The 18866-nt window shown below is 69.5% G+C and carries 19 protein-coding genes; 10 read left to right on the top strand and 9 right to left on the bottom strand.

Annotated elements, in window-relative coordinates:
* Positions 1–121: 121 nt before the first annotated feature.
* Positions 122–781, top strand: a complete 660-nt coding sequence (locus HFL01S_RS21240) for a glutathione S-transferase family protein (RefSeq protein ID WP_066262429.1) — start codon at positions 122–124, stop codon at positions 779–781.
* Between the two features lie 31 nt (positions 782–812).
* Here the strand turns inward: HFL01S_RS21240 and HFL01S_RS21235 are convergent, their stop codons facing one another.
* Genes HFL01S_RS21235 through HFL01S_RS21225 form a run of 3 tightly spaced genes read right to left on the bottom strand, consistent with a single transcriptional unit; the run spans position 813 to position 2324 of the window.
* Positions 813–1445, bottom strand: a complete 633-nt coding sequence (locus HFL01S_RS21235; protein WP_066262427.1) for an FMN-binding negative transcriptional regulator — start codon at positions 1443–1445, stop codon at positions 813–815.
* Between the two features lie 22 nt (positions 1446–1467).
* Entirely contained in the window at positions 1468–1656 is a 189-nt protein-coding gene (locus tag HFL01S_RS21230; protein ID WP_066262424.1) for an FMN-binding negative transcriptional regulator, read from the bottom strand.
* A gap of 23 nt (positions 1657–1679) precedes the next feature.
* Positions 1680–2324: a LysE/ArgO family amino acid transporter gene (locus HFL01S_RS21225; RefSeq protein WP_174525261.1), complete on the bottom strand. Its 645-nt coding sequence runs from the start codon at positions 2322–2324 to the stop codon at positions 1680–1682.
* 73 nt (positions 2325–2397) lie between these two features.
* Between HFL01S_RS21225 and HFL01S_RS21220 the strand changes: the two genes are divergently transcribed.
* Together HFL01S_RS21220 and HFL01S_RS21215 are read left to right on the top strand one after the other, a co-directional pair.
* Positions 2398–3294 carry a LysR family transcriptional regulator ArgP gene (locus tag HFL01S_RS21220; RefSeq protein ID WP_066262421.1) on the top strand — a complete coding sequence of 299 codons (897 nt, stop codon included), beginning with the start codon at positions 2398–2400 and terminating at the stop codon, positions 3292–3294.
* A gap of 54 nt (positions 3295–3348) precedes the next feature.
* A complete protein-coding gene (locus HFL01S_RS21215) occupies positions 3349–5331 on the top strand; it encodes an acyltransferase family protein (protein WP_066262418.1) in 1983 nt (660 codons plus the stop codon).
* 24 nt (positions 5332–5355) lie between these two features.
* Here HFL01S_RS21215 and HFL01S_RS21210 read toward each other — a convergent pair whose 3' ends face one another.
* Entirely contained in the window at positions 5356–6201 is an 846-nt protein-coding gene (locus tag HFL01S_RS21210) for a class II aldolase/adducin family protein (protein WP_066262417.1), read from the bottom strand.
* A 130-nt stretch (positions 6202–6331) separates the two neighbouring features.
* Here HFL01S_RS21210 and HFL01S_RS21205 point away from each other — a divergent pair, with 130 nt between their 5' ends.
* Positions 6332–7213 carry a LysR substrate-binding domain-containing protein gene (locus HFL01S_RS21205; protein WP_066262534.1) on the top strand — a complete coding sequence of 294 codons (882 nt, stop codon included), beginning with the start codon at positions 6332–6334 and terminating at the stop codon, positions 7211–7213.
* 21 nt (positions 7214–7234) lie between these two features.
* Here the strand turns inward: HFL01S_RS21205 and HFL01S_RS21200 are convergent, their stop codons facing one another.
* Together HFL01S_RS21200 and HFL01S_RS21195 are read right to left on the bottom strand one after the other, a co-directional pair.
* Positions 7235–7546 (bottom strand): AzlD family protein, encoded by a 312-nt coding sequence (locus tag HFL01S_RS21200; RefSeq protein WP_066262416.1) that lies wholly within the window; start codon positions 7544–7546, stop codon positions 7235–7237.
* Complete coding sequence (locus tag HFL01S_RS21195; protein WP_066262415.1) at positions 7536–8258, bottom strand: AzlC family ABC transporter permease; 723 nt, start codon at positions 8256–8258, stop codon at positions 7536–7538. The genes HFL01S_RS21200 and HFL01S_RS21195 overlap by 11 nt, the downstream gene beginning before the upstream one ends.
* A gap of 164 nt (positions 8259–8422) precedes the next feature.
* Between HFL01S_RS21195 and HFL01S_RS21190 the strand changes: the two genes are divergently transcribed.
* Both HFL01S_RS21190 and HFL01S_RS21185 read left to right on the top strand, forming a co-directional pair.
* Positions 8423–8890 carry a MarR family winged helix-turn-helix transcriptional regulator gene (locus HFL01S_RS21190; RefSeq protein ID WP_066262412.1) on the top strand — a complete coding sequence of 156 codons (468 nt, stop codon included), beginning with the start codon at positions 8423–8425 and terminating at the stop codon, positions 8888–8890.
* 7 nt (positions 8891–8897) lie between these two features.
* Positions 8898–9293, top strand: a complete 396-nt coding sequence (locus HFL01S_RS21185) for a DUF1398 domain-containing protein (protein WP_066262405.1) — start codon at positions 8898–8900, stop codon at positions 9291–9293.
* A 12-nt stretch (positions 9294–9305) separates the two neighbouring features.
* Here HFL01S_RS21185 and HFL01S_RS21180 read toward each other — a convergent pair whose 3' ends face one another.
* The 3 genes from HFL01S_RS21180 to HFL01S_RS21170 form a co-directional block, all read right to left on the bottom strand.
* Positions 9306–11216, bottom strand: a complete 1911-nt coding sequence (locus tag HFL01S_RS21180; RefSeq protein ID WP_066262404.1) for a potassium transporter Kup — start codon at positions 11214–11216, stop codon at positions 9306–9308.
* A 67-nt stretch (positions 11217–11283) separates the two neighbouring features.
* Entirely contained in the window at positions 11284–11985 is a 702-nt protein-coding gene (locus HFL01S_RS21175; protein ID WP_066262403.1) for a response regulator, read from the bottom strand.
* Positions 11982–13529: an ATP-binding protein gene (locus HFL01S_RS21170; protein ID WP_066262401.1), complete on the bottom strand. Its 1548-nt coding sequence runs from the start codon at positions 13527–13529 to the stop codon at positions 11982–11984. Before HFL01S_RS21170 ends, HFL01S_RS21175 begins: the two co-directional genes overlap by 4 nt.
* Before the next feature lie 107 nt (positions 13530–13636).
* Between HFL01S_RS21170 and HFL01S_RS21165 the strand changes: the two genes are divergently transcribed.
* The 4 genes from HFL01S_RS21165 (at position 13637) to HFL01S_RS21150 (ending at position 18651) form a co-directional block, all read left to right on the top strand.
* Positions 13637–14371 carry an ABC transporter ATP-binding protein gene (locus HFL01S_RS21165; RefSeq protein WP_066262399.1) on the top strand — a complete coding sequence of 245 codons (735 nt, stop codon included), beginning with the start codon at positions 13637–13639 and terminating at the stop codon, positions 14369–14371.
* Between the two features lie 10 nt (positions 14372–14381).
* On the top strand, positions 14382–16751 hold the full coding sequence (locus tag HFL01S_RS21160; RefSeq protein ID WP_066262397.1) for an ABC transporter permease: 2370 nt from the start codon (positions 14382–14384) through the stop codon (positions 16749–16751).
* Entirely contained in the window at positions 16748–17980 is a 1233-nt protein-coding gene (locus HFL01S_RS21155; RefSeq protein WP_066262395.1) for an efflux RND transporter periplasmic adaptor subunit, read from the top strand. The genes HFL01S_RS21160 and HFL01S_RS21155 overlap by 4 nt, the downstream gene beginning before the upstream one ends.
* Before the next feature lie 359 nt (positions 17981–18339).
* Positions 18340–18651: a hypothetical protein gene (locus HFL01S_RS21150; protein WP_066262392.1), complete on the top strand. Its 312-nt coding sequence runs from the start codon at positions 18340–18342 to the stop codon at positions 18649–18651.
* Positions 18652–18866 lie beyond the last annotated feature (215 nt).

Below are 18866 nucleotides of genomic sequence, written 5' to 3'. Positions count from 1 at the left end.
GGCCTGAACACGTTGCAGACCTGTCCTGTGACCGACAGGGTGTACAGGTGCGTGTCCCGTTTGCTCCGCTACAGTGGCGGCGCAGGCCCTCTGCCCACCGCCGTCCTTCACAGGTGACACCATGCCGCTCGCCCTCTACGGTCATCCCTTTTCCTCGTACACCCAGAAAGCGCTCATCGCTCTGTACGAGAACGGCACCGCGTTCGAGTTTCGCTGCATCGGGCCCGACACGCCCGAGCACGCGGGCGAATGGCTGCGGCGCTGGCCGATCGCCCGGTTCCCGATGCTGCTGGACGGAGAGCGCCAGGTCGTCGAGACCAGCCTGATCATCGAATACCTGCAGCTGGCCCACCCAGGCCCCGTGCGCCTGCTGCCCGGCGACCCGATGGCCGCGCTGGACGTGCGCTTTCTCGACCGCTATTTCGATCTGTACGTGATGAGTGCGATGCAGCTGGCGGTGGACACCGCGTTGCTGCGGTATCCGATGTCGGTCGAGAAGGGCCGCGCCATGGCCGGCGAGCGGCTGGAACGGGCCTACGTCTGGCTTGAAGGGCACCTGGCCGGCAAGACCTGGGCCACCGGTGAGGAGTTCACACTCGCCGACTGCGCCGCCGCACCGTCGCTGTTCTACGCCGACTGGGTGCACACGATTGGCGAGGCGCATCCGCTGCTGCGCGCCTATCGAAGCCGGCTGCTCGCCCGACCGTCGTTTGCGCGTGCGGTGGACGAGGCGCGTCCGTACCGTTCGTTCTTCCCGCTGGGCGCGCCCGATCGGGACTGAGCGGTTTCCTTTCTCGCAGAAGGCCCCGCGTTCAGCTCCCGCCTGCCTCGCGCATGGCCTCCGCGGCCTCCACGTTCCCCAAGCCCTCCAGGCCCGCCGCGGCGCCGAGGCGGCCGCGCTCCTCGCGGTTCTGTCCGAGCTTGTACTTGCCCACCAGCCGGGTGATTTCGATCTCCAGGCCGACGATGGCCTTGAGCAGGCCGTCGATGTAGTCGACGGGCGCGTCGCCCATCTTCCAGGGGCGTGGCTGCTGCGAGCGCGCCTCGTGCTCGCGTGTGAGCCGCGCCACCAGCCCGCGCAGGAAGCGCTCGTCGTCGCGCACGCGCAGCACGCCATGCGCGTGCACCACCGCGTAGTTCCAGGTCGGCACGTGGCGGTGGTGTTCGGGCTTGCTCGGGTACCAGTTGGGCGAGATGTAGCCGTCGGTGGCCTGGAAGACCACCAGCACCTCGGTGTCGGCCGCCTGCTGCCACACCGGGTTGGCGTGCGCCACGTGGGCGCGCAGCAGGCCGTGCGGGCCAACGGCGGGGTCGAGTTCGAAGGGGATGTGGTTGGCGTCCAGCCCGTCGGGGCCGTGCGTGACCAGGGTGCCAAGCGGGCGCGCCTGCATGAGGGCGTGCAGGGTCTCGGGGCGGTTCATTTCGAAGGCGGCGGGCAGGTACATGGCGATCAGCGGGGGGATGTGTTCAGTGCGTGCTGCACCAGTGCAGCCATTGTGCGTGCGGCCTCGGAGCCCGCAGCCCTGAGACCCACGAAGGTGACTGCGCGGTCAGGCCGTCCGCGCCCAGGCAGATCCAGGTGCCCAGCGGGTGCGCGTCGATGAGGTCGAGCTGCGCGGCGCGGTCGTCGAAGCGGTGGTGCGTGGGGATGTACATATATAGAGCGGCACCGGCCAGGCTCAGGCACCCTGCAGCGCGTGCCGCAGCAGCAGCACCGAAAGCGTCCACATGGTCAGGCCGATCAGGCCGTCCAGCACCTGCCAGGCGCGGTGTTTTGCAAACAGCGGCGCCAGCCAGCGCGCGCCGAAGCCCAGGCCGCAGAACCAGACCAGACTGGCCAGGCTGGAGCCGGCGATGAACCAGCCGCGCAGACCTTCGGGATGCTGGGCGCCGATGCTGCCCATCAGCATCACCGTGTCCAGGTAGACGTGCGGGTTGAGCAGGGTGAACGCAGCCACCTGGGCCATCGCGGCGCCGCGGCTCCGGCCCGGGCCGCCGTCGGCCGCCTGCAGCTGGCTGGCGCGCCGGGCGCGCTGCAGCGCCTGCCAGCCGTACCAAGCCAGAAAGAGGGCGCCCGCCAGCGCCATGGCCTGCGCAAACGCCGGGTGCCGTCCCAGCGCCTGGGCCATGCCCAGCACACCGGCACTGATCAGTGCTGCGTCGGCCAGGGCGCAGAACAGCACCACCGGCACCACATGCTCGCGCCGCAGGCCCTGGCGCAGGACGAAGGCGTTCTGCGCGCCGATGGCGACGATGAGACCGAAGCACAGCAGCAGGCCCTGCACGAACACAGGCAGCGCCTGGGCAAAGGAAGTGGACAACATGGCCCGAGCTTGCCAGTGCTGGCGAATGAAGACAAACTGTCTTTCCTTCATCTACTTTAGAAAAACTGAATCCATGCTGGACTACGCCGCCCTCAACGCCCTGGCCGCCGTGGTGCGCGAGGGCAGCTTCGACCGCGCGGCGCGCGCGCTGCACGTCACGCCCTCGGCGATCTCGCAGCGCATCCGCCTGCTGGAGGAGCGGGTGGGCTGCGCCCTGGTGGTGCGCGGCCAGCCCTGCCGGCCCACCGACACCGGCCGCCGCATGTGCCAGCACATGGACCGCGTGCGCCTGCTGGAGGCGGAGCTGACCGACGCGCTGCCCGCCATCGCGCCCGAGGGCGGGGCGCGGGTCCACCTGCCGGTGGCCGTCAACGCCGACAGCCTGGCCACCTGGTTCGCGCCTGCGCTGGCCGTCTTCGCGGCCGAGGCGCCGGTGCTGGTGGAGCTGAGCGTGGACGACCAGGACCACACGGCCGAATGGCTGCGCACCGGCGCGGTGGTGGCCGCCGTCACCGGCACGGCGCGGCCGGCCACCGGTTGCAACAGCCAGCCGCTGGGCGTGATGCGCTACCTGGCCGCCGCCAGCCCGGCCTTCGTGGCGCGGCACTTCGCGCAGGGCGTGGGGGCGGGCAGCCTGGCCCAGGCGCCCAGCCTGCTGTTCAACACCAAGGACGAGCTGCAGGCCAGCTGGGTGCGGCGCCTGTGCCACCGGCATGTGGAACTGCCGCGCCACACGCTGCCGTCCTCGCACGCCTTCGTCACGGCCGCGCTGGCCGGCATGGGCTGGGGCATGTTCCCGCAGGGCATGGTCGCGCCGCAGCTGGCCGAGGGTTCGCTGGTGGAGCTGGTGCCCGGCACGCCGCTGGATGTGCCGCTGTACTGGCAGACCGCGCGGGCGGCATCCGGCCTGCTCGACGGGCTGACCCGGCAGATGGTGGCGGCCGCGCGGGAGGCCCTGCGACCCGGGTGAGCCGGCGGCCTTTGTTAGGATGCTGCGCCCCCTGTTGTTCCCCGACCCTGTTACATGTCCCACCTGCCGCACGCAGACAACTACCGCTCCGACATCGATGGCCTGCGCGCCATTGCCGTTTCTGCCGTCGTGATCCACCACGCGTTTCCCGAGCTGTTCCCGGGCGGCTTCATCGGCGTGGACATCTTCTTCGTGATCTCGGGCTACCTCATCAGCTCGATCATCCTGGACAACCTGGCCCGCAACCGCTTCAGCTTCGCGGACTTCTACGCGCGGCGCGTCAAGCGCATCTTCCCGGCCCTGTTCCTGGTGCTGGCGTCCACGCTGGCCTACGGCTGGTTCGTGCTCTCGCCGCTGGAATACAAGGCGGTGGGCAAACACGCGCTGGCGGGCAGCTTCTTCGTCTCCAACTTCGCGTTCTGGCAGGAGGCCGGCTACTTCGACGCCTCGGCGGTCGAGAAGCCGCTGCTGCACCTGTGGTCGCTGGCGATCGAGGAGCAGTTCTACATGGTCTGGCCGCTGGTGCTGGTGCTGCTGCACCGCGTGGGCCAGCCCAAGCGCCTCTGGATCGCGGCCCTCCTGCTGGTCTCGCTGGCGTTCAACCTCTGGCTGGTGCGTCTCGACGATCCGAACCCTGCCTTCTACAACCCGCTCGGCCGCTTCTGGGAAATGATGATGGGTGCCTTCCTGGCCGCCAGCCGCCCGGCGCCGGGCACGAAGGTGCAGCACGCCGGGGCCCGGGTGCAATGGCTCTCCACCGCTGGTGTGCTGCTGATGGCCGCTGTCATGGTCGAGCTGGACCCCGAGCGCCGCTTTCCCGGCGGCTGGGCCTTTGCAGGTACCCTGGCCACCTGTCTGATGATTGCCGCCGGCCCGCGCGGCTGGTTCAACCGCTACGTGCTGTCGAGCAAACCCATGGTCTGGATCGGTCTGATCAGCTACCCGCTCTACCTCTGGCACTGGCCGCTGCTGGCCTACCCGCACATCGAAAACGGCGGTGTGCCGCCGGCGCTGCACCAGGTCGGCTGGGTGCTGCTGGCCGTGCTGCTGGCCTGGCTGACCTACCGGCTGGTGGAAACGCCGATCCGCTTCGGCCACTGGCGCCAGTGGCGCTTCACCACCGTGGCGCTGAGCACCGGGGTGGCCATGACCGGCCTGACCGGCTTCACCATCTACAAGCAGGACGGCCAGCCCGAGCGGCTGCAGCGCCTGGCGGCCAGCCAGCCGGGGCAGGACGGCACGCCCGAACAGACCCAGGCCCTGCTCAAGACACTCTCGTCCAAGGGCGGCCGGCCTGCCATCATCGAAGGCTGGCGCGACGGCGACTGCATGCTCGACTACAAGCTGCCAGCGAGCAACTACAAACCCTTCTGCGTCGAGCAGAAGCGCCCGCTGGTCTTCGTCTGGGGCGACTCGCACGCCGGCTCGCTCTACCCGGGCTTCAAGGCGCTGCAGGACAGCGGCAAGTACAGCTTCGGCCTGGGCGAACGCACCGCGGCCATCTGCCCGCCCATCCTGGGCATCGACCCGCGCCCGCTCTGCAAGAGCCTGAACGACGACACCATCCGCGTCATCCGCGAGACCAAGCCCGACATCGTCGTGCTCTATGCGTGGTGGCACGAGGGCAAGGTCAAGGGCCGCTACAAGGACACCTCGGGCCTGGAACCCACCGTGGCCGAACTCAAGAAGGCTGGCGTCAAGCGCATCGTGCTGCTCGGCGCAGTGCCCTACTGGCGCGAAGACCTGCCCAAGCTGCTGCTGAAGGTGTGGCGCGAGCAGCAGCGCATTCCGCTGCGCCTGGGCGACGAGTACCTCGACCCCCACGTCAAGGCCGCCACCGCCGAGATGCGCAAACGCGCCGCGGCCATGGGCATCGAGTTCATCTCCGGCATGGACTACTTCTGCAACCGCCAGGGCTGCCTCACGCGCATGGAGCCTGGCTCCGCCGAGCCCCTGAGCTTCGACTACGGGCACCTGACGCTGCCCGCGGTGAAGTACTACGTCGAACAGATCGCGCCGCTGATCCTCAAGCAGTGAACCGGCGCCCGGCGCGCCGGGCGTTCAGGTCAGCATGTCCGGCTGCGTGGCCAGCAGCTGGTTCCAGATGGTCTGGAAGTGCAGCCAGCCGATGTATTCGGAGCCCACGTGTTCGCGGCTGTAGCGCGAGCGGTCGGCCGGCCCCTGCACCGGCTTGTGGCCGGTGGCCTCCACCAGCAGTTGCTGGCGGCAGCAGCGCTCCAGCGCGATGAACCAGAACGCGGCCGCCTCGATGCTGTGGCGGCTGGCGGTGAACAGGCCGTGGTTCTGGTGGATGGCCGCCTTCACATCCTTGAACCAGTCGGACACGGCCATGCCTGCGCGTTCTTCCACCGCCACCTGGCCGGCCTCATCGTTGATGACCACGTGGTCCTCGAAGAAGGCGGCCGCGTCCTGCGAGATCGGCTCCAGCGGACGGCCCAGTGCGGCGAACGCCGTGCCGTAGACCGTGTGCGCGTGGCACATGGCGATGATGTCCGGGTGCGCCTCGTGTACCGCCGCGTGCAGCACGAAGCCGGCGCGGTTGATGGCGTGGCTGCCCTGCACCACGCGGCCCTTGTGGTCCGCCAGGATGAGGTTGGACACCTTCACCTGTGCGAAGTGCACGCACATCGGGTTGGTCCAGTACAGCTCCGGGTGCTCCGGGTCGCGCACCGTCAGGTGGCCGGCAAAGCCGTAGTCGAAACCTTCCAGCGCGAAGGCGCGGCAGGCCGCCACCAGCCGCTGCTGGCGGTGCAGCCGCTCGGCGGCCACGTCGGTGAAGGCGGGCAGCTCCGGAAAGATCAACCCCTTCTGCTCGGGCTGGTAGATGGACACGCGGCCCCCCGACACCAGGGGTCTGGCGGGGGCTTCGGCGGCGGCGGTGTTCATGGGTGTCTCCTGTCTGTGGGTGGTTCGACGGATGATCCGCTGCACCCGCATGAATGGCAAACGATGGCTGTTCACGTTCGGGTGAATGCGATTCACACCAGACTTCAGCGCTGCCATACTGGCTCGCACCATGCGCAAGATCCCCAATTTCGTCCTGCTGCGCGCTTTCGAAGCCGCAGCGCGGCTGCAGAGCTTCTCGCTCGCTGCCCACGAACTGCACCTCACACCCTCGGCCATCAGCCACCAGGTGCGCGAGCTTGAAGTCTTCTTCGGCCGTGCGCTGTTCGTGCGCAGCCACCGCCGCGTGGACCTCACGCCCGAGGGCCGGCGCCTGGCCGAGAGCCTCGGGCGTGTGCTTGATGCGCTGGAATCCGCCTGCGGCGAGGTGCGGCTGGCGCCGTCCGGCCAGGTGCTGTCGGTCCATTGCGCGCCCAGCTTCGCGGTGAAGTGGCTGGGGCCGCGGCTGCCCGACTTCATGGCCGCTCAGCCCGGCATCACCATCCGCCTTTCGACCGGTGCCGAGCCCATGGACCTGACCACCGCGCGCGAGGTGGATGTGGCCATCTCCTACGGCCAGGCGGTGCGGCGGCCGGGCATCGAGGTGACGGGGCTCGGGCCCGAAGACATCGTGCCGCTGTGTTCGCCGCGGCTGCGGCCCCGGGGTGGCTCGTGGAAGGCGCTGATGGCCGGCGCCACCCTGATCGACTCGCAGCTGAGCGACATCACCTGGCGCGACTGGTTTGCGCTCAACGGCCTGCCTCTGCCCGAGCGCCCGCGCCAGTCCTTTGATCGGGGCGCGCTGTCCATCTCGGCCGCGGTGGACGGCATGGGCGTCGCGCTGGAAACCGCGCGCTTTGCCGAACGCGAGCTGGCGCGCGGCGACCTGGTGGAGGTGGGGCGCAGCGTGTTCCAGCGCATCCGGCGCGAGGTGCACTTCCTCTCGGTGCGCAGCAACGAGCGCCAGCGGGACAAGATCGCGCGCTTCCGGCAGTGGCTGCTGGGCCAGCTGTGAACCGGCCGCGCGGGCGTGTGCTCAGCCCAGCTGACGCACCAGCGCCGCCACCACGATGCCCGCCGCAATCGCGGGCAGCGGCTTTTTCACCCACAGCATGAACACCGCCGTGGTGGCCAGTGCCGCGCGGGCGCCGGGGTCGCCCTGAGCGGCCAGGGGCGCCAGCACCGCCACCAGCACCGAGCCCGACATGGCCGCGATGAAGCGCCGCAGACGCGGGCCGATGGGCACCAGGGACATCACGAACACGCCGCCCCAGCGGGTGGCCAGGGTCACCAGCGCCATCACGGCGACGATCAGCAGCGGGCCCCAGCCCGATGAATCAACGCTCATCGCTCTCACCCTTCCACAGCAGGCCCAGCAGACCGCCGGCCAGCGTGCCCGTCACCACGTGGCTGTTCTCCGGCAGCCAGCGCCAGGCCGCCAGCGAGGCGCCGGCCGCCACCACCCAGATCAGCAGCATGCGCAGGTTCTTCTCGCCACCCACCACCATGGCCAGCAGGAAGCACCCCATCACCATGTCCAGGCCCCAGCGCCGCGCGTCGGCGATCAGGCTGCCCACCTGCGTGCCCAGCACGGTGCCCAAGATCCAGAACACCCACAGCGCCAGGCCACCGCCCAGCAGCAGGCCCAGGCCCGGCTGTCCACGCCCCAGGGCCTGCATGGCCAGCGCCCAGTTGGAGTCTGAGGCCAGCGCCATCACACCATAGCGCCGAGCAGGCGGCAGCTGGCGCAGCCAGGGGTAGAGCGTGGCGCCCATCAGCAGGTGGCGCGCATTGATGGCGAACACCGTCAGCGCCAGGGGCAGCAGCGGCACCTTCGGCCCCCACAGGTCCAGCACCGCAAACTGCGCCGCGCCCGCGAAAACGGACGAGCTCATCAGCACCGCCCAGGAGGTGCCCAGGCCCTGCTGGGTGGCCGCCAGGCCGAAGGCCGCGCCGAACACCAGCACGAACAGGGAGATCGGCACCATCTGCCGGAAGCCCGACCACACCAGGCGGCGGGTGAGGGCGCTTTGTGCAAGAACGTCGTCAGAAGCTGTCATGGGGCGAGACTGTGCCGGGTTTTCGGAGTACCGGAAAGCGCAAGTTTCACATCGTTTCCTGCTGGCTGAGCCCGGCGGCTGGTCCGGAGCTTGATGGCGCCGGTTCTTGCATTCCATTTTGTTTCCGAAGAAACTATGGCCTGAGAAGTTTCTATGGAAACAAAATGACCAAACCCCGCAAGAATCTGCCATCCCCCCTCGGCGCCCACCTGGGTTTCTGGCTGCGCTTCGTCTCCAATCACGTGTCCCTGCGCTTCCGTCAACTGCTGGAGGCGCAGGGCGCCACCGTCACCGAATGGGTCGCGCTGCGCACCCTGCTGGAACAGGGCGAGGGCAGCCACGCCAGCCTGATCGACGCACTGGGCATGACCAAGGGCGCGGCGTCCAAGGTCATCAGCCGGCTGGAAGAGAAAGGTCTGGCGCAACGCCAGTGGGCCGATGGGAATGCACGCGACCAGCGGCTGCTGCTGACCGCCAAAGGCAGGGCACTGGTGCCCCGGCTGGCGAAGCTGGCCGACGCCAACGACCAACACTTTTTCGGCCACCTGCCGCTGGCCGAGCGCCAGGCGCTGGTGGCCGCGATGCAGGCTCTGGTGCAACACCACCAGCTCCAACAGATCCCTTCCGAATGAGACCTCCATGCAAGACAGCACCCAGCACACCATCTGTTCCACCTTCGACGCTTCCAACGAAGGGCGCATCCACTTTGGCCAGGTCATCGGCCAGCTCATGGAGGCGGGCGTCGAGTCCTACCATGTGGACTACCGCTGCGGGCGCTCGACCTACTTCCTGCCCGATGGCGAATCGCTCGACCTGGCGTTCGAGAAGCCGGTCGAGGGCATCGCCGACGCTTTCGACGGCGACGCGGTGCGCGCGGCCATCCGCGGCGCCCAGCGGGGCGAGGTGATGTACCCCGCCTTCAAGACGCTGACCCAGCGCGCTGGCTGCGCCGGCTACACGGTCTGGATCGCGGGCCGGCACGTCACCTATTTCGGTTGCCGGGGTGAGACGCACGTCGAGCGTTTCCCGGACTGAACGGCGGACCGTTCAGATCGGCACCCGCGTGCCCAGCTCCACCACCGCGTTGCCCGGCAGGCGGAAAAACTCCACCACGCCGCCAGCGTTCTGGCTCATGGTGGCGAACAGCTTCTCGCGCCAGTTCGCCATGCCGCTGCCCTGCGTGGGCACCACGGTCTCGCGGCTGAGGAAGTAGCTGGTCTCGAACAGCGGCACCGCCAGCCCGTGCGAGGCGGTCAGCTCCAGCGCCTTGGGGATGTCGGGCGTGTTCATGAAGCCGTAGTTCACCTGCACCCGCCAGAAGCCGTGGTCCAGCGCCTGCACGTCCACCCGGCGCTCCATCGGTACCCAGGGCACGTCGTGGAAGCGCACCGTGAGGATGACGTTGCGCGCGTGCAGCACCTGGTTGTGCTTGAGGTTGTGCAGCAGGGCCTGCGGCACGGTGTCGGGGTCGGCCACCGCGTACACGGCGGTGCGTTCGGCGCGGTTCACGCTGCGCGGGTCGAGCTGGTCGATGAAGTCCTGCAGCACCAGGCCGTCGCGGCGGATGCTGTCCATCAGCAGTTCACGTCCGCGCCGCCAGGTGCTCATCAGCACGAACAGCACCAGGCCCAGCGTGAGCGGGAACCAGCCGCCATCGAGGAACTTGATGGCGCAGCCGGCCACCAGCAGCGCGTCGACGACCAGGAAGAACGCCGTCGCACCAATCGCCACCGGCGCCGGCATGCGCCAGCCCTCGCGCACCACGAAGTAGGTCAGCACGGTGGTGATCATCATGGTCAGCGTCACCGCGATGCCGTAGGCGCTGGCCAGGGCCGACGAACTGCGGAAGAACAGCACCACCGCCAGCACGCCCACCAGCAGTGCCCAGTTGACGCCGGGCATGTAGATCTGCCCCATCTCTCGCGCACTCGTGTAGCGCACCCGCATGCGCGGCAGGAAGCCCAGCTGGATGGCCTGCTTGGTCAGCGAGTACGCACCCGAGATGACGGCCTGCGAGGCAATGATGGCCGCCAGCGTGGCCAGCACCAGCGCGGGCAGCAGCCAGGCTTCAGGGAACTGGCGGTAGAAGGGGTTCTGGATGGCTGAGGGGTCACCCATCAGCAGCGCGCCCTGGCCCAGGTAGTTCAGCGCCAGGCCCGGCAGCACCAGGCCGGTCCAGGCGATCTGGATCGGCTTGCGGCCAAAGTGCCCCATGTCGGCGTACAGCGCTTCGGCGCCGGTCAGCGCCAGCACGATGGCACCGACCGCCGCGAACACCTGCCAGCCGCGGCCGGACAGGAACTCCCAGGCGTGCAGCGGGTTCAGCGCGGCGAGGATCGCCGGCTCCTGCGCGATGTGCCAGGCGCCCACGGCACCCAGCACGGTGAACCACAACACGATGATGGGACCGAAGAAGCGGCCCACCACCGCGGTGCCGAAGCGCTGCATGAAGAACAGGCCGATCAGGATGACCACGGTGGCCGGCACCACATACGGCTTGAGTGCCGGGGTCAGCACCTCCAGCCCTTCCATGGCGCCGAGCACCGAGATGGCGGGTGTGATCAGGCTGTCGCCGTAGAACAGCGTGGCGCCGAACACGCCCAGCAGCAGCAGGGCGCTGCGCAGGCCGGGGCGCTGCTCCACCGCGCGGGCAGCGAGCGCGGTCAGCGCCAGGCCGCCACCTTCGCCGTGGTTGTCGGCGCGCAGGATCAGGATCACGTACTTGAGCGTGACCACCAGCATCAGCGCCCAGAAGATGGTCGAGACCGCGCCGATCAGGTGCGGCGCGTCCAGCGGCACGCCGGTGTGCGGTGCAAAGATTTCCTTGACGGTGTAGAGCGGGCTGGTGCCTATGTCGCCATAGACCACGCCGATGGCGGCCAGAGTGAGCGCGGCCAGGCCTTGCTGGCCGGCGGTCCGGGGGGCCGCATCGGTGGCGGCGGTGTCAGGGTTCTGCATGAAAGCTCCGTGGAAACACAGGCCTTCACGATGCGCCGCCGCGCATCAGGAACGCATAAGGGTGCGGTCAGTCCGGCTCCGCAAGGCGGTAGCCCACGCCCGGTTCGGTCAGCAGGTGTTGCGGGTCGGCGCTGTCGGCCTCCAGCTTGGCGCGCAGCTGGCCCATGTAGAGGCGCAGGTAGTGCGTCTGGTCCACGTGTTCGGCGCCCCACACATCGGCCAGCAGCTGGCGGTGCGTCACCACCTGGCCGGCTTGTCGCACCAGCCGGGCCAGCAGCGCGTATTCGGTCGGCGTGAGGTGCACGTCGGCCTCGGCCAGCCGCACGCGGCGCGCCTTCAGGTCCACGTCGAGCGGGCTGTGGCGGTAGTGCAGCAGCGCCGGTTCGCTGTGGCGCCCGCGCCGGCGCAGGGCCACGCGCATGCGCGCCAGCAGCTCGCCGATGCCGAAGGGCTTGACCAGGTAGTCGTCGGCCCCGTCGTCCAGCAAGCGGATCTTCTGGCCTTCGGCCTCGCGCGCCGAGATCACGATCACCGGCGTGCCGCCGCCACGCCGCAGCTCGGCCAGCAGGGTCTGGCCGTCGCCGTCGGGCAGGCCCAGGTCCAGCAGCACCAGGTCGATGGGCTCGCTGGGGGGCGCGTGCTGCAGCTGCGCCCGCGCGTCCGCCAGGCTGGCGGCGGTGCGCACGTCGTGGCCTTCGATGGACAGGGCCTCGCGCAGCGAGCTGCGCAGCACGCGGTCGTCCTCCACCAGCAGCACGCGGTGGCTCATGGGGTGGACTCCCTGGCCTCGGGGGCCGGTGGTGGCGGGCCGTCGCCGCGCAGCGGCAGCCGGCATTCGAAGAGGCAACCGCCTTCGGCGCGCGGTCGCAGCAGCAACTCGCCCTGGTGCGCGCGGGCGATGGCGCGGCACACGGCCAGGCCCACACCGGCACCGCGCCCGCCGTCCGCCAAAGAAGGCTGCGGCCCCGTGTCGCCGCGCTGGAACACCTCGAACACCTTCTCGCGCCAGGCCGGCGCGATGCCTGGTCCCCGGTCGCTCACGGCCAGCACCAGGTGCTCGCCGTCGCGCGTGGCGTGCAGCTCCACCGGCGACTCGGCCGGGCTGTACTTCAGGGCGTTGTCCAGCAGGTTGTCCAGCAGCTGCGACACCAGCATCGCGTCGCACCAGAGCAGGGGCAGGCCCGGCTCGACCCAGACGCGCACACGCCCGCCTTCCGGCCGGCGGCGCGCGCGCCGCAGCACCGCGCCCACGATCTCTTCGGTCGACTCCCAGTCGCAGCGCAGGGCCACGGCGGGAGCGTCCAGCCGCGCCAGCTGCAGGGTGTTGTCGGTGAGTCGCGCCAGCCGTTCGCTCTCTTCCACGATGCCGGCGGCCAGGCGCTGGCGCTGCGCGCCGTCCATGCGGTCACCCTGTTCCTGCAGGGCCGAAGCCGCGCCCATGATGGTGGCCAGCGGCGTGCGGTAGTCGTGCGAGATGGCGGCCAGCAGCGCGTTGCGCGTGGCCTGCAGCTGGGCCTGCTCGCGCGCCTGCTGCTCCTGCGCCGCCATCAGCGAGCGATGCAGGGCGCTGCCCATCTGGTCGCACAGCGCCTGCAGGTGGGGACGCAGCTCGTGGCCCTGCGGGTGCCGGGCCAGGCCGGCGACCAGCGCCGCCCCCAGGGTGACGCCCTTGCCGCGCAGCGGCAGGTAGGCGTCGGGCAGTTCGTCGTAGCGGCCGCTGCCCGCGCCCATGGGCCGACCGTTGCGCACGCACAGGGCCAGGCCGGCGCGCTGTTCGCTGTCCGGTTCGCCCACCTGCAGGGTGGCGCTGTCGTCTGGCCGACCGCCCAGCGCGCGCAGCACCGACACCGCCACCGCACCCCCGGTGGCCTCCTGCAGGGCCGCGCGCAGCGCCGCCGCGTGGGCGGCCGGGTCGCTGGCGTCGCGCAGCGTGTCGCCCCACTGGCGCAGCCGCGCCTCGCGGCCGGCCAGGGTCTGCGCGGTCTCGGCCAGGCGTCGCTGGCGGATCACCAGGCCCGCGATGATCCAGTTCACCAGCAGCAGGGCCGCCAGCAGCAGTGCGTTCTGGTGCAGGTCGACGGTGAAGGTGAACTTGGGCGGCACGAAGAACCAGTTGAAGGCCAGCACCGCCAGGGCGCTGGCGCTCATGCTGGCCCAGCCGGGCAGCCAGAGGGCCGACAGGGCCGAGGCCAGCACCAGCAGCATGGCCAGGTTGGCCAGCTCCAGCCGCCCGTCCAGCCAGGCCATGGCCGCCCAGGCCAGGGCCCAGGCCAGCAGGGCGGGAACGACGCGCGTGGTGCTTGGGCTGTCCATGGCGAGAGCCTAACGCCACCGGCGTCAGGAAAGCGTATGGACGGGCAGTGTCGCACTGGCTTGATCCCGATCAGGCTGCCAAGATGCGGCTTGTGGGACATTGACGCATGGACTCAACCGCTTCTTCCGGCTCCGTCTTCACCGCCCGCGCCCTCACCAAGACCTATGGCGAGGGCGATACGGCCGTGCATGCGCTGCGCGGTGTCGACCTGGACATCGTGCGCGGCGAGTTCGTGGTGCTGCTGGGCGCCTCGGGCAGCGGCAAGTCCACGCTGCTGAACATCCTGGGCGGGCTGGACACGGCCACCAGCGGCTCGGCCAGCTGGACGCATGCAGGCCAGGTGCACGAACTCATCGGCGCGGGCGACGCCGAGCTGACGCGCTACCGGCGCGAGCATGTGGGCTTCGTGTTCCAGTTCTACAACCTCATCCCCAGCCTGACCGCCGAAGAAAACGTGGCCCTGGTGACCGACCTGGCCGAGGACCCGATGGACCCGGCCGAGGCACTGGCCCTGGTGGGCCTGGCCGAGCGGCGGCAGCACTTCGTCTCGCAGCTCTCGGGTGGCGAGCAGCAGCGCGTGGCGATTGCCCGCGCCATCGCCAAGCGCCCGGCCGTGCTGCTGTGCGACGAACCCACCGGCGCGCTGGACTGCGCCACCGGCGTGATGGTGCTGCAGGCCATCGAGCGGGTGAACCGGGAGCTGGGCACGACCACCGTCGTCATCACCCACAACGCACCCATCGCCGACATGGCCGACCGCGTGCTGCGCCTGGCCGACGGGCGCATCGTCGAAAGTCATGTGAACCCCCACAAGGTGGCCGCGTCCACGCTGCGCTGGTGAGTCCAGGACGATGAGCACCCTTCATACGAAACTCTGGCGCGACCTGCGGCGCCTGCGTGCGCAGGTGCTCACCATCGCGGTGGTGGTGGCCATCGGCGTGGCCGGCTTCGTGGGCATGTTCGCGGTGCACGACTCGCTCAAGACCTCGCGCGACGCCTTCTACGCCGACAACCGCCTGGCCGACCTGTTCGCCGGCGTCAAGCGCGCGCCGGTGTCGCTGGGCGAGCGCATCCGCGCCATCCCTGGCGTGGCGGAGGTGAAGCTCGCCGTGGTGTTCGACGCCCAGGTGGATCTGCCCGAGGTGGTGCAGCCCGTCACTGGCCGCTTCATCGGGCTGGACCTATCGGCCGCGCAGGCCGGGCGCCAGGGCCTGAACGCGCTCAGCCTCAAGCAGGGGCGCTGGCCCGAGCGCGGCGCCCAGCTCGAAGCCCTGGTCAGCGACCGCTTCGCCGCTGCGCGCCAGCTCAAGCCCGGCGACGTGGTGCACGCCATCCTCAACGGCCGGCGCGAGCGCATCCACCTGGTGGGCACGGCCGCCACACCCGAATACGTGTTTGCCTCGCAGGGCGGGGCGCCGGACGAAACGGGCTTCGGCATCTGGTGGATCGACGGCGCGCGCATGACCGAGCTGTTCGACATGCAGGGCGCCTTCAACCAGGCCGCGCTGCGGCTGGACGCCGGTGTGCCCGAACGCGCCGTGCTCACGCCGCTGGACCGCCTGCTCGAACCCTACGGCAGCATCGGCGCGGTGGGGCGCGACCGGCAGCTGTCCACCAAGATCGTCAGCGACGAACTGGCGCAGCTCAAGGTCATGGGCACGGTGCTGCCGGCCATCTTCCTGGCCGTGGCCATGTTCATCCTCAACGTGGTGCTCAGCCGCCAGGTGGCCACGCAGCGCAGCCAGATCGCCGCGCTCAAGGCCCTGGGCTACACCGACGGCGCCATCGCCTGGCACTACATCCAGCTCGCGCTGGTCATCGCCGGGCTGGGCGTGGTGGTGGGCCTGGGCCTGAGCCAGCTGATCGGCCGCGGCATGCTCAGCCTGTACGACGAGGTGTTCCGCTTCAACCGCCTGGCCTACGCCACCGACGCGGCGCTGGTGGTCGGCTCCGCCACCATCGCCGCGCTGGCCGCCGCGGCGGGCACCTGGGCCGCCATCCACGCCGTGGTGCGGCTGCGCCCGGCGCAGGCCATGCAACCGCCCACGCCGCCGGTCTACACGGCCACGCTGATCGAACGCATGGGCCTGGGGCGTTTCCTGTCCACCAGCGCGCGCATGGTGGTGCGCAACCTCGAACGCCGTCCGCTGCGCGCCGCCTTCACCGTCACCGGCATCGCGCTGGCCGTGGCGCTGCAGATCTCGGGTGCGTTCTGGCTCGACGCCATCGCCCATATCGTGGACGTGCAGTTCCGCCAGGTGCAGCAGGGCGACGTGCTGGTCAACTTCCACCGCCCGGTGCCCGTGACCGTGGTGCGCGACCTGCAACGCCTGCCCGGCGTGATCGACGCCGAGGTCTACCGAACCGAACCTGTGAAGGTGACGCTGCGCGGGCGCAGCAACGACACGGCGGTGATGGCCCTGCGCGGCAACGCCAAGCTGATGCGCCTGGTGGATGAAGACCGCGGCGCGCTGGCCCTGCCGGCGCACGGCGTGGTGCTCTCGGGCCTGCTGGCACGCGAGCTCGGCGCCCAGGTGGGCGACCGCATCACGCTGCAGTTCCGCCTGTGGAGCCGGCGCAGCGTGGAGGTGGAGGTGGTCGACATCGCGCGCACCATGTTCGGCCAGCTGCTCTACATGAACCTGGACACCCTCAACCGCCTGGCCGGCGATGGCGACGGCGTGGCCGACGCGGCGCTGCAGGTGGACCCGGCCGCCATGCCCGATTTTTGGGCCGCGGTGAAGGCGGCGCCGGGCATCAACTCGGTGTTCGACAAGGCCAGCTCCATGACCGAGTTCAACCACCGCACCGAACGCAACATGGGCGTGTTCAGCGGCATCCTCACGCTGTTCGCCGTGGCCATGGCGGTGGGCATCATCTACAACGCGGCGCGCATCTCGCTATCCGAACGCGCGTGGGAACTGGCCAGCCTGCGCGTGCTGGGCATGACGCGGGCCGAAGTGTCGGTGCTGCTGCTGGCCGAGCTGGCGGCCGAGCTGCTGGTGGCGCTGCCGCTGGGGGCTGCGCTCGGTTACGGCCTCGCCAGCGCCATGATGGCCCTCATGGCCAGCGACGCGATTGATTTTCCGGTGGTCATCGAACCCTCCACCTACGCCTCGGCCGCACTCATCGTGCTGGCCGCCGGTGTGGCCAGCGCCCTGCTGGTGCGCCGCCACATCGACCGGCTGGATCTGGTTTCTGTCTTGAAGGTACGCGAATGAACAAGTCGAACAACGGTGCGGCGAAAATACGCCGCTGGCTCATCGGCGGACTGGCCGTGACCGCCCTGGCCGCCATCATCTGGGCCTCCTACCGCCCACGCCCGCTGGACGTGGAAACCGCCACCGTGGCCGAAGGCCGCTTCGAACAGGTGGTCGAGGAAGACGGCCAGCTGCGCCTGCAGCAGCGCTACCTCGTCACCGCGCCCACCGCCGCGCAGTTGCAGCGGCCCACGCTCAAGGTGGGCGATGCGGTGAAGGCCGGCGACGTGGTCGCCGTGCTCGCGCCCAACGCGCCCGGCATGATCGACGCGCGCACCCGCAGCGTGCTGCAGCAGCGCGTGGGCAGTGCCGACGCCGCCGTGGCCGCCGCCCGCGCCAACGTGCAGCGCGCCCAGGCCGCGCTGGCCCAGGCCACGCTCGAAGCAGAGCGTTCTGCGCAACTGGCCAAGGACAAGTTCATCGCTCCTTCGGCGCTCGACCAGAGCCGCCTGGCGCGCGACGCCGCGGCCCAGGCCCTGAAGGCCGCGCAGGCACAACAGGTGGCTGCTGAACACGCCGCCGGCGAAGCACGCGCCGCACTCGGCCGCGCCGAACCTTCCGGCACTGCGCAGGGCGGCACTCCTGGCCTGTGGTCGCTCCAGAGCCCGGTCAACGGCCGTGTCATCAAGCTGCACAAGGACAGCAGCGAACCCGTGCAGGCCGGCGCGCCGCTGCTGGAGATCGGTGACACCGGCGCCATGGAAGCCGTGATCGACGTGCTCTCCGGCGACGCCCCGCGCATCGCCGTGGGCGCCCCGGTGCAGCTGAGCACCGGCCGCAGCCAGCCGCCGCTGGCCGGGCAGGTGGCGCGCATCGAACCCGCCGCCTTCACCAAGACCTCGGCCCTGGGCATCGAGGAACAGCGCGTCAACGTCGTCGTCGCGCTCAAGGCCGACGCCGATGCGCTGCAGAAACTCGGCGACGGCTTCCGCGTGGACGCGCGCATCACCGTGTCGGCCCAGGACGGCGCACTGCTCGTGCCCTCGGCCGCGCTGGTGCGCCAGGGCGAAGGCTGGCAGGTGTTCGTGGTGGAAGCGGGCAAGGCCCGGGCGAGGGCGGTGACGTTCAGCGATCGCAACGCGGAGAGTGCGTGGGTGAAGGACGGGCTGAAGGCCGGGGAGGCGGTGATCCTTTATCCGGGGAGCGGCATAGGGGATGGGTCTCCGGTACGCGAGAGGGGGCCTGCCTGACTGCCGTCGACCCGTTGCGGCCATCTGTCCGTGGGGTCGGATAGCGGCCATCCCAGTTGCTGTGATTGGTTCCTGGTCTGGCCCGCGATCTTATTGAGGTGTGGTGCGGACCCGGTCAGGTTTGTCGAATCTGCTATACCTGTTCGCCTACTGGTCAGTTTGAAGCAACTGGTTGATTTCAAACAATTTTCGGAGGCGGTATGCGACTTTGTTTAACGATCACCACAAGTGTTATCCGCCGTTTTGCGGGATAAATCACAAGTTAGGCGTCACATTCGTACCACTCGATCGCCTCGCTACGAAGTGAACACACCGAGGCTCAGCGCCACCAATCGCGAGCCTCAATGGAGGAGAAACCTGTGGCCTACACCCGAGGCACGACATACATCTGGTCCGACAGCGAGCACCTGCACATCTGGTCGGAGAGGGGCTTGGACCACTGGCCTCAGATGGAGCAATACCAGGGCAAGCCAAGCGCATCTGGTGTCCAGATCGCTGAGTCCATCGCCGATGAGTTTGCAGTCATGCGTTTCGCCGAACTGGTCGCATCCGGTGAGGTTGAAGCGGTCATTGCCAGGGCTCTGAGCAGCTGGAAGGGCAATACTGGCTGTCACGCGCTTGAACAAGTCGCCCCGCAACTAGCACGCATCGCTCCGAGAAGTGACGCCTAACCCTTCGTATATGGACTCCCCCTCAACAGCAAGGGACTGACCGATTGGGGACCTTGGGGTAAAGCACCTGCAGTCGTATATCCGGCATCTGTTGTGGACTCGTTGATGGTCCGTGCCGACATGGAATCTGCGTCACCGCATCGCCACACGCTGCAAGCGGCAGGCAAGCTGCCGGAAGAGTTATCGGCGTAGCGCGGTGTGGGAGGAACCCGGTT

It is taken from the genome of Hydrogenophaga flava NBRC 102514, assembly GCF_001571145.1.
Lineage (GTDB): Bacteria > Pseudomonadota > Gammaproteobacteria > Burkholderiales > Burkholderiaceae_C > Hydrogenophaga > Hydrogenophaga flava.
Note: the sequence above shows the minus strand (reverse complement) of the source record. Positions and strands in the feature narration are given on the sequence as shown.

Bases quoted from the DNA above. Each gene is read 5' to 3' on its own strand.
- HFL01S_RS21240 (WP_066262429.1), top strand. From the start codon at position 122: ATGCCGCTCGCCCTCTACGGTCATCCCTTTTCCTCGTACACCCAGAAA.
- HFL01S_RS21235 (WP_066262427.1), bottom strand. From the start codon at position 1,445: ATGTACCTGCCCGCCGCCTTCGAAATGAACCGCCCCGAGACCCTGCAC.
- HFL01S_RS21230 (WP_066262424.1), bottom strand. From the start codon at position 1,656: ATGTACATCCCCACGCACCACCGCTTCGACGACCGCGCCGCGCAGCTC.
- HFL01S_RS21225 (WP_174525261.1), bottom strand. From the start codon at position 2,324: ATGTTGTCCACTTCCTTTGCCCAGGCGCTGCCTGTGTTCGTGCAGGGC.
- HFL01S_RS21220 (WP_066262421.1), top strand. From the start codon at position 2,398: ATGCTGGACTACGCCGCCCTCAACGCCCTGGCCGCCGTGGTGCGCGAG.
- HFL01S_RS21215 (WP_066262418.1), top strand. From the start codon at position 3,349: ATGTCCCACCTGCCGCACGCAGACAACTACCGCTCCGACATCGATGGC.
- HFL01S_RS21210 (WP_066262417.1), bottom strand. From the start codon at position 6,201: ATGAACACCGCCGCCGCCGAAGCCCCCGCCAGACCCCTGGTGTCGGGG.
- HFL01S_RS21205 (WP_066262534.1), top strand. From the start codon at position 6,332: ATGCGCAAGATCCCCAATTTCGTCCTGCTGCGCGCTTTCGAAGCCGCA.
- HFL01S_RS21200 (WP_066262416.1), bottom strand. From the start codon at position 7,546: ATGAGCGTTGATTCATCGGGCTGGGGCCCGCTGCTGATCGTCGCCGTG.
- HFL01S_RS21195 (WP_066262415.1), bottom strand. From the start codon at position 8,258: ATGACAGCTTCTGACGACGTTCTTGCACAAAGCGCCCTCACCCGCCGC.
- HFL01S_RS21190 (WP_066262412.1), top strand. From the start codon at position 8,423: ATGACCAAACCCCGCAAGAATCTGCCATCCCCCCTCGGCGCCCACCTG.
- HFL01S_RS21185 (WP_066262405.1), top strand. From the start codon at position 8,898: ATGCAAGACAGCACCCAGCACACCATCTGTTCCACCTTCGACGCTTCC.
- HFL01S_RS21180 (WP_066262404.1), bottom strand. From the start codon at position 11,216: ATGCAGAACCCTGACACCGCCGCCACCGATGCGGCCCCCCGGACCGCC.
- HFL01S_RS21175 (WP_066262403.1), bottom strand. From the start codon at position 11,985: ATGAGCCACCGCGTGCTGCTGGTGGAGGACGACCGCGTGCTGCGCAGC.
- HFL01S_RS21170 (WP_066262401.1), bottom strand. From the start codon at position 13,529: ATGGACAGCCCAAGCACCACGCGCGTCGTTCCCGCCCTGCTGGCCTGG.
- HFL01S_RS21165 (WP_066262399.1), top strand. From the start codon at position 13,637: ATGGACTCAACCGCTTCTTCCGGCTCCGTCTTCACCGCCCGCGCCCTC.
- HFL01S_RS21160 (WP_066262397.1), top strand. From the start codon at position 14,382: ATGAGCACCCTTCATACGAAACTCTGGCGCGACCTGCGGCGCCTGCGT.
- HFL01S_RS21155 (WP_066262395.1), top strand. From the start codon at position 16,748: ATGAACAAGTCGAACAACGGTGCGGCGAAAATACGCCGCTGGCTCATC.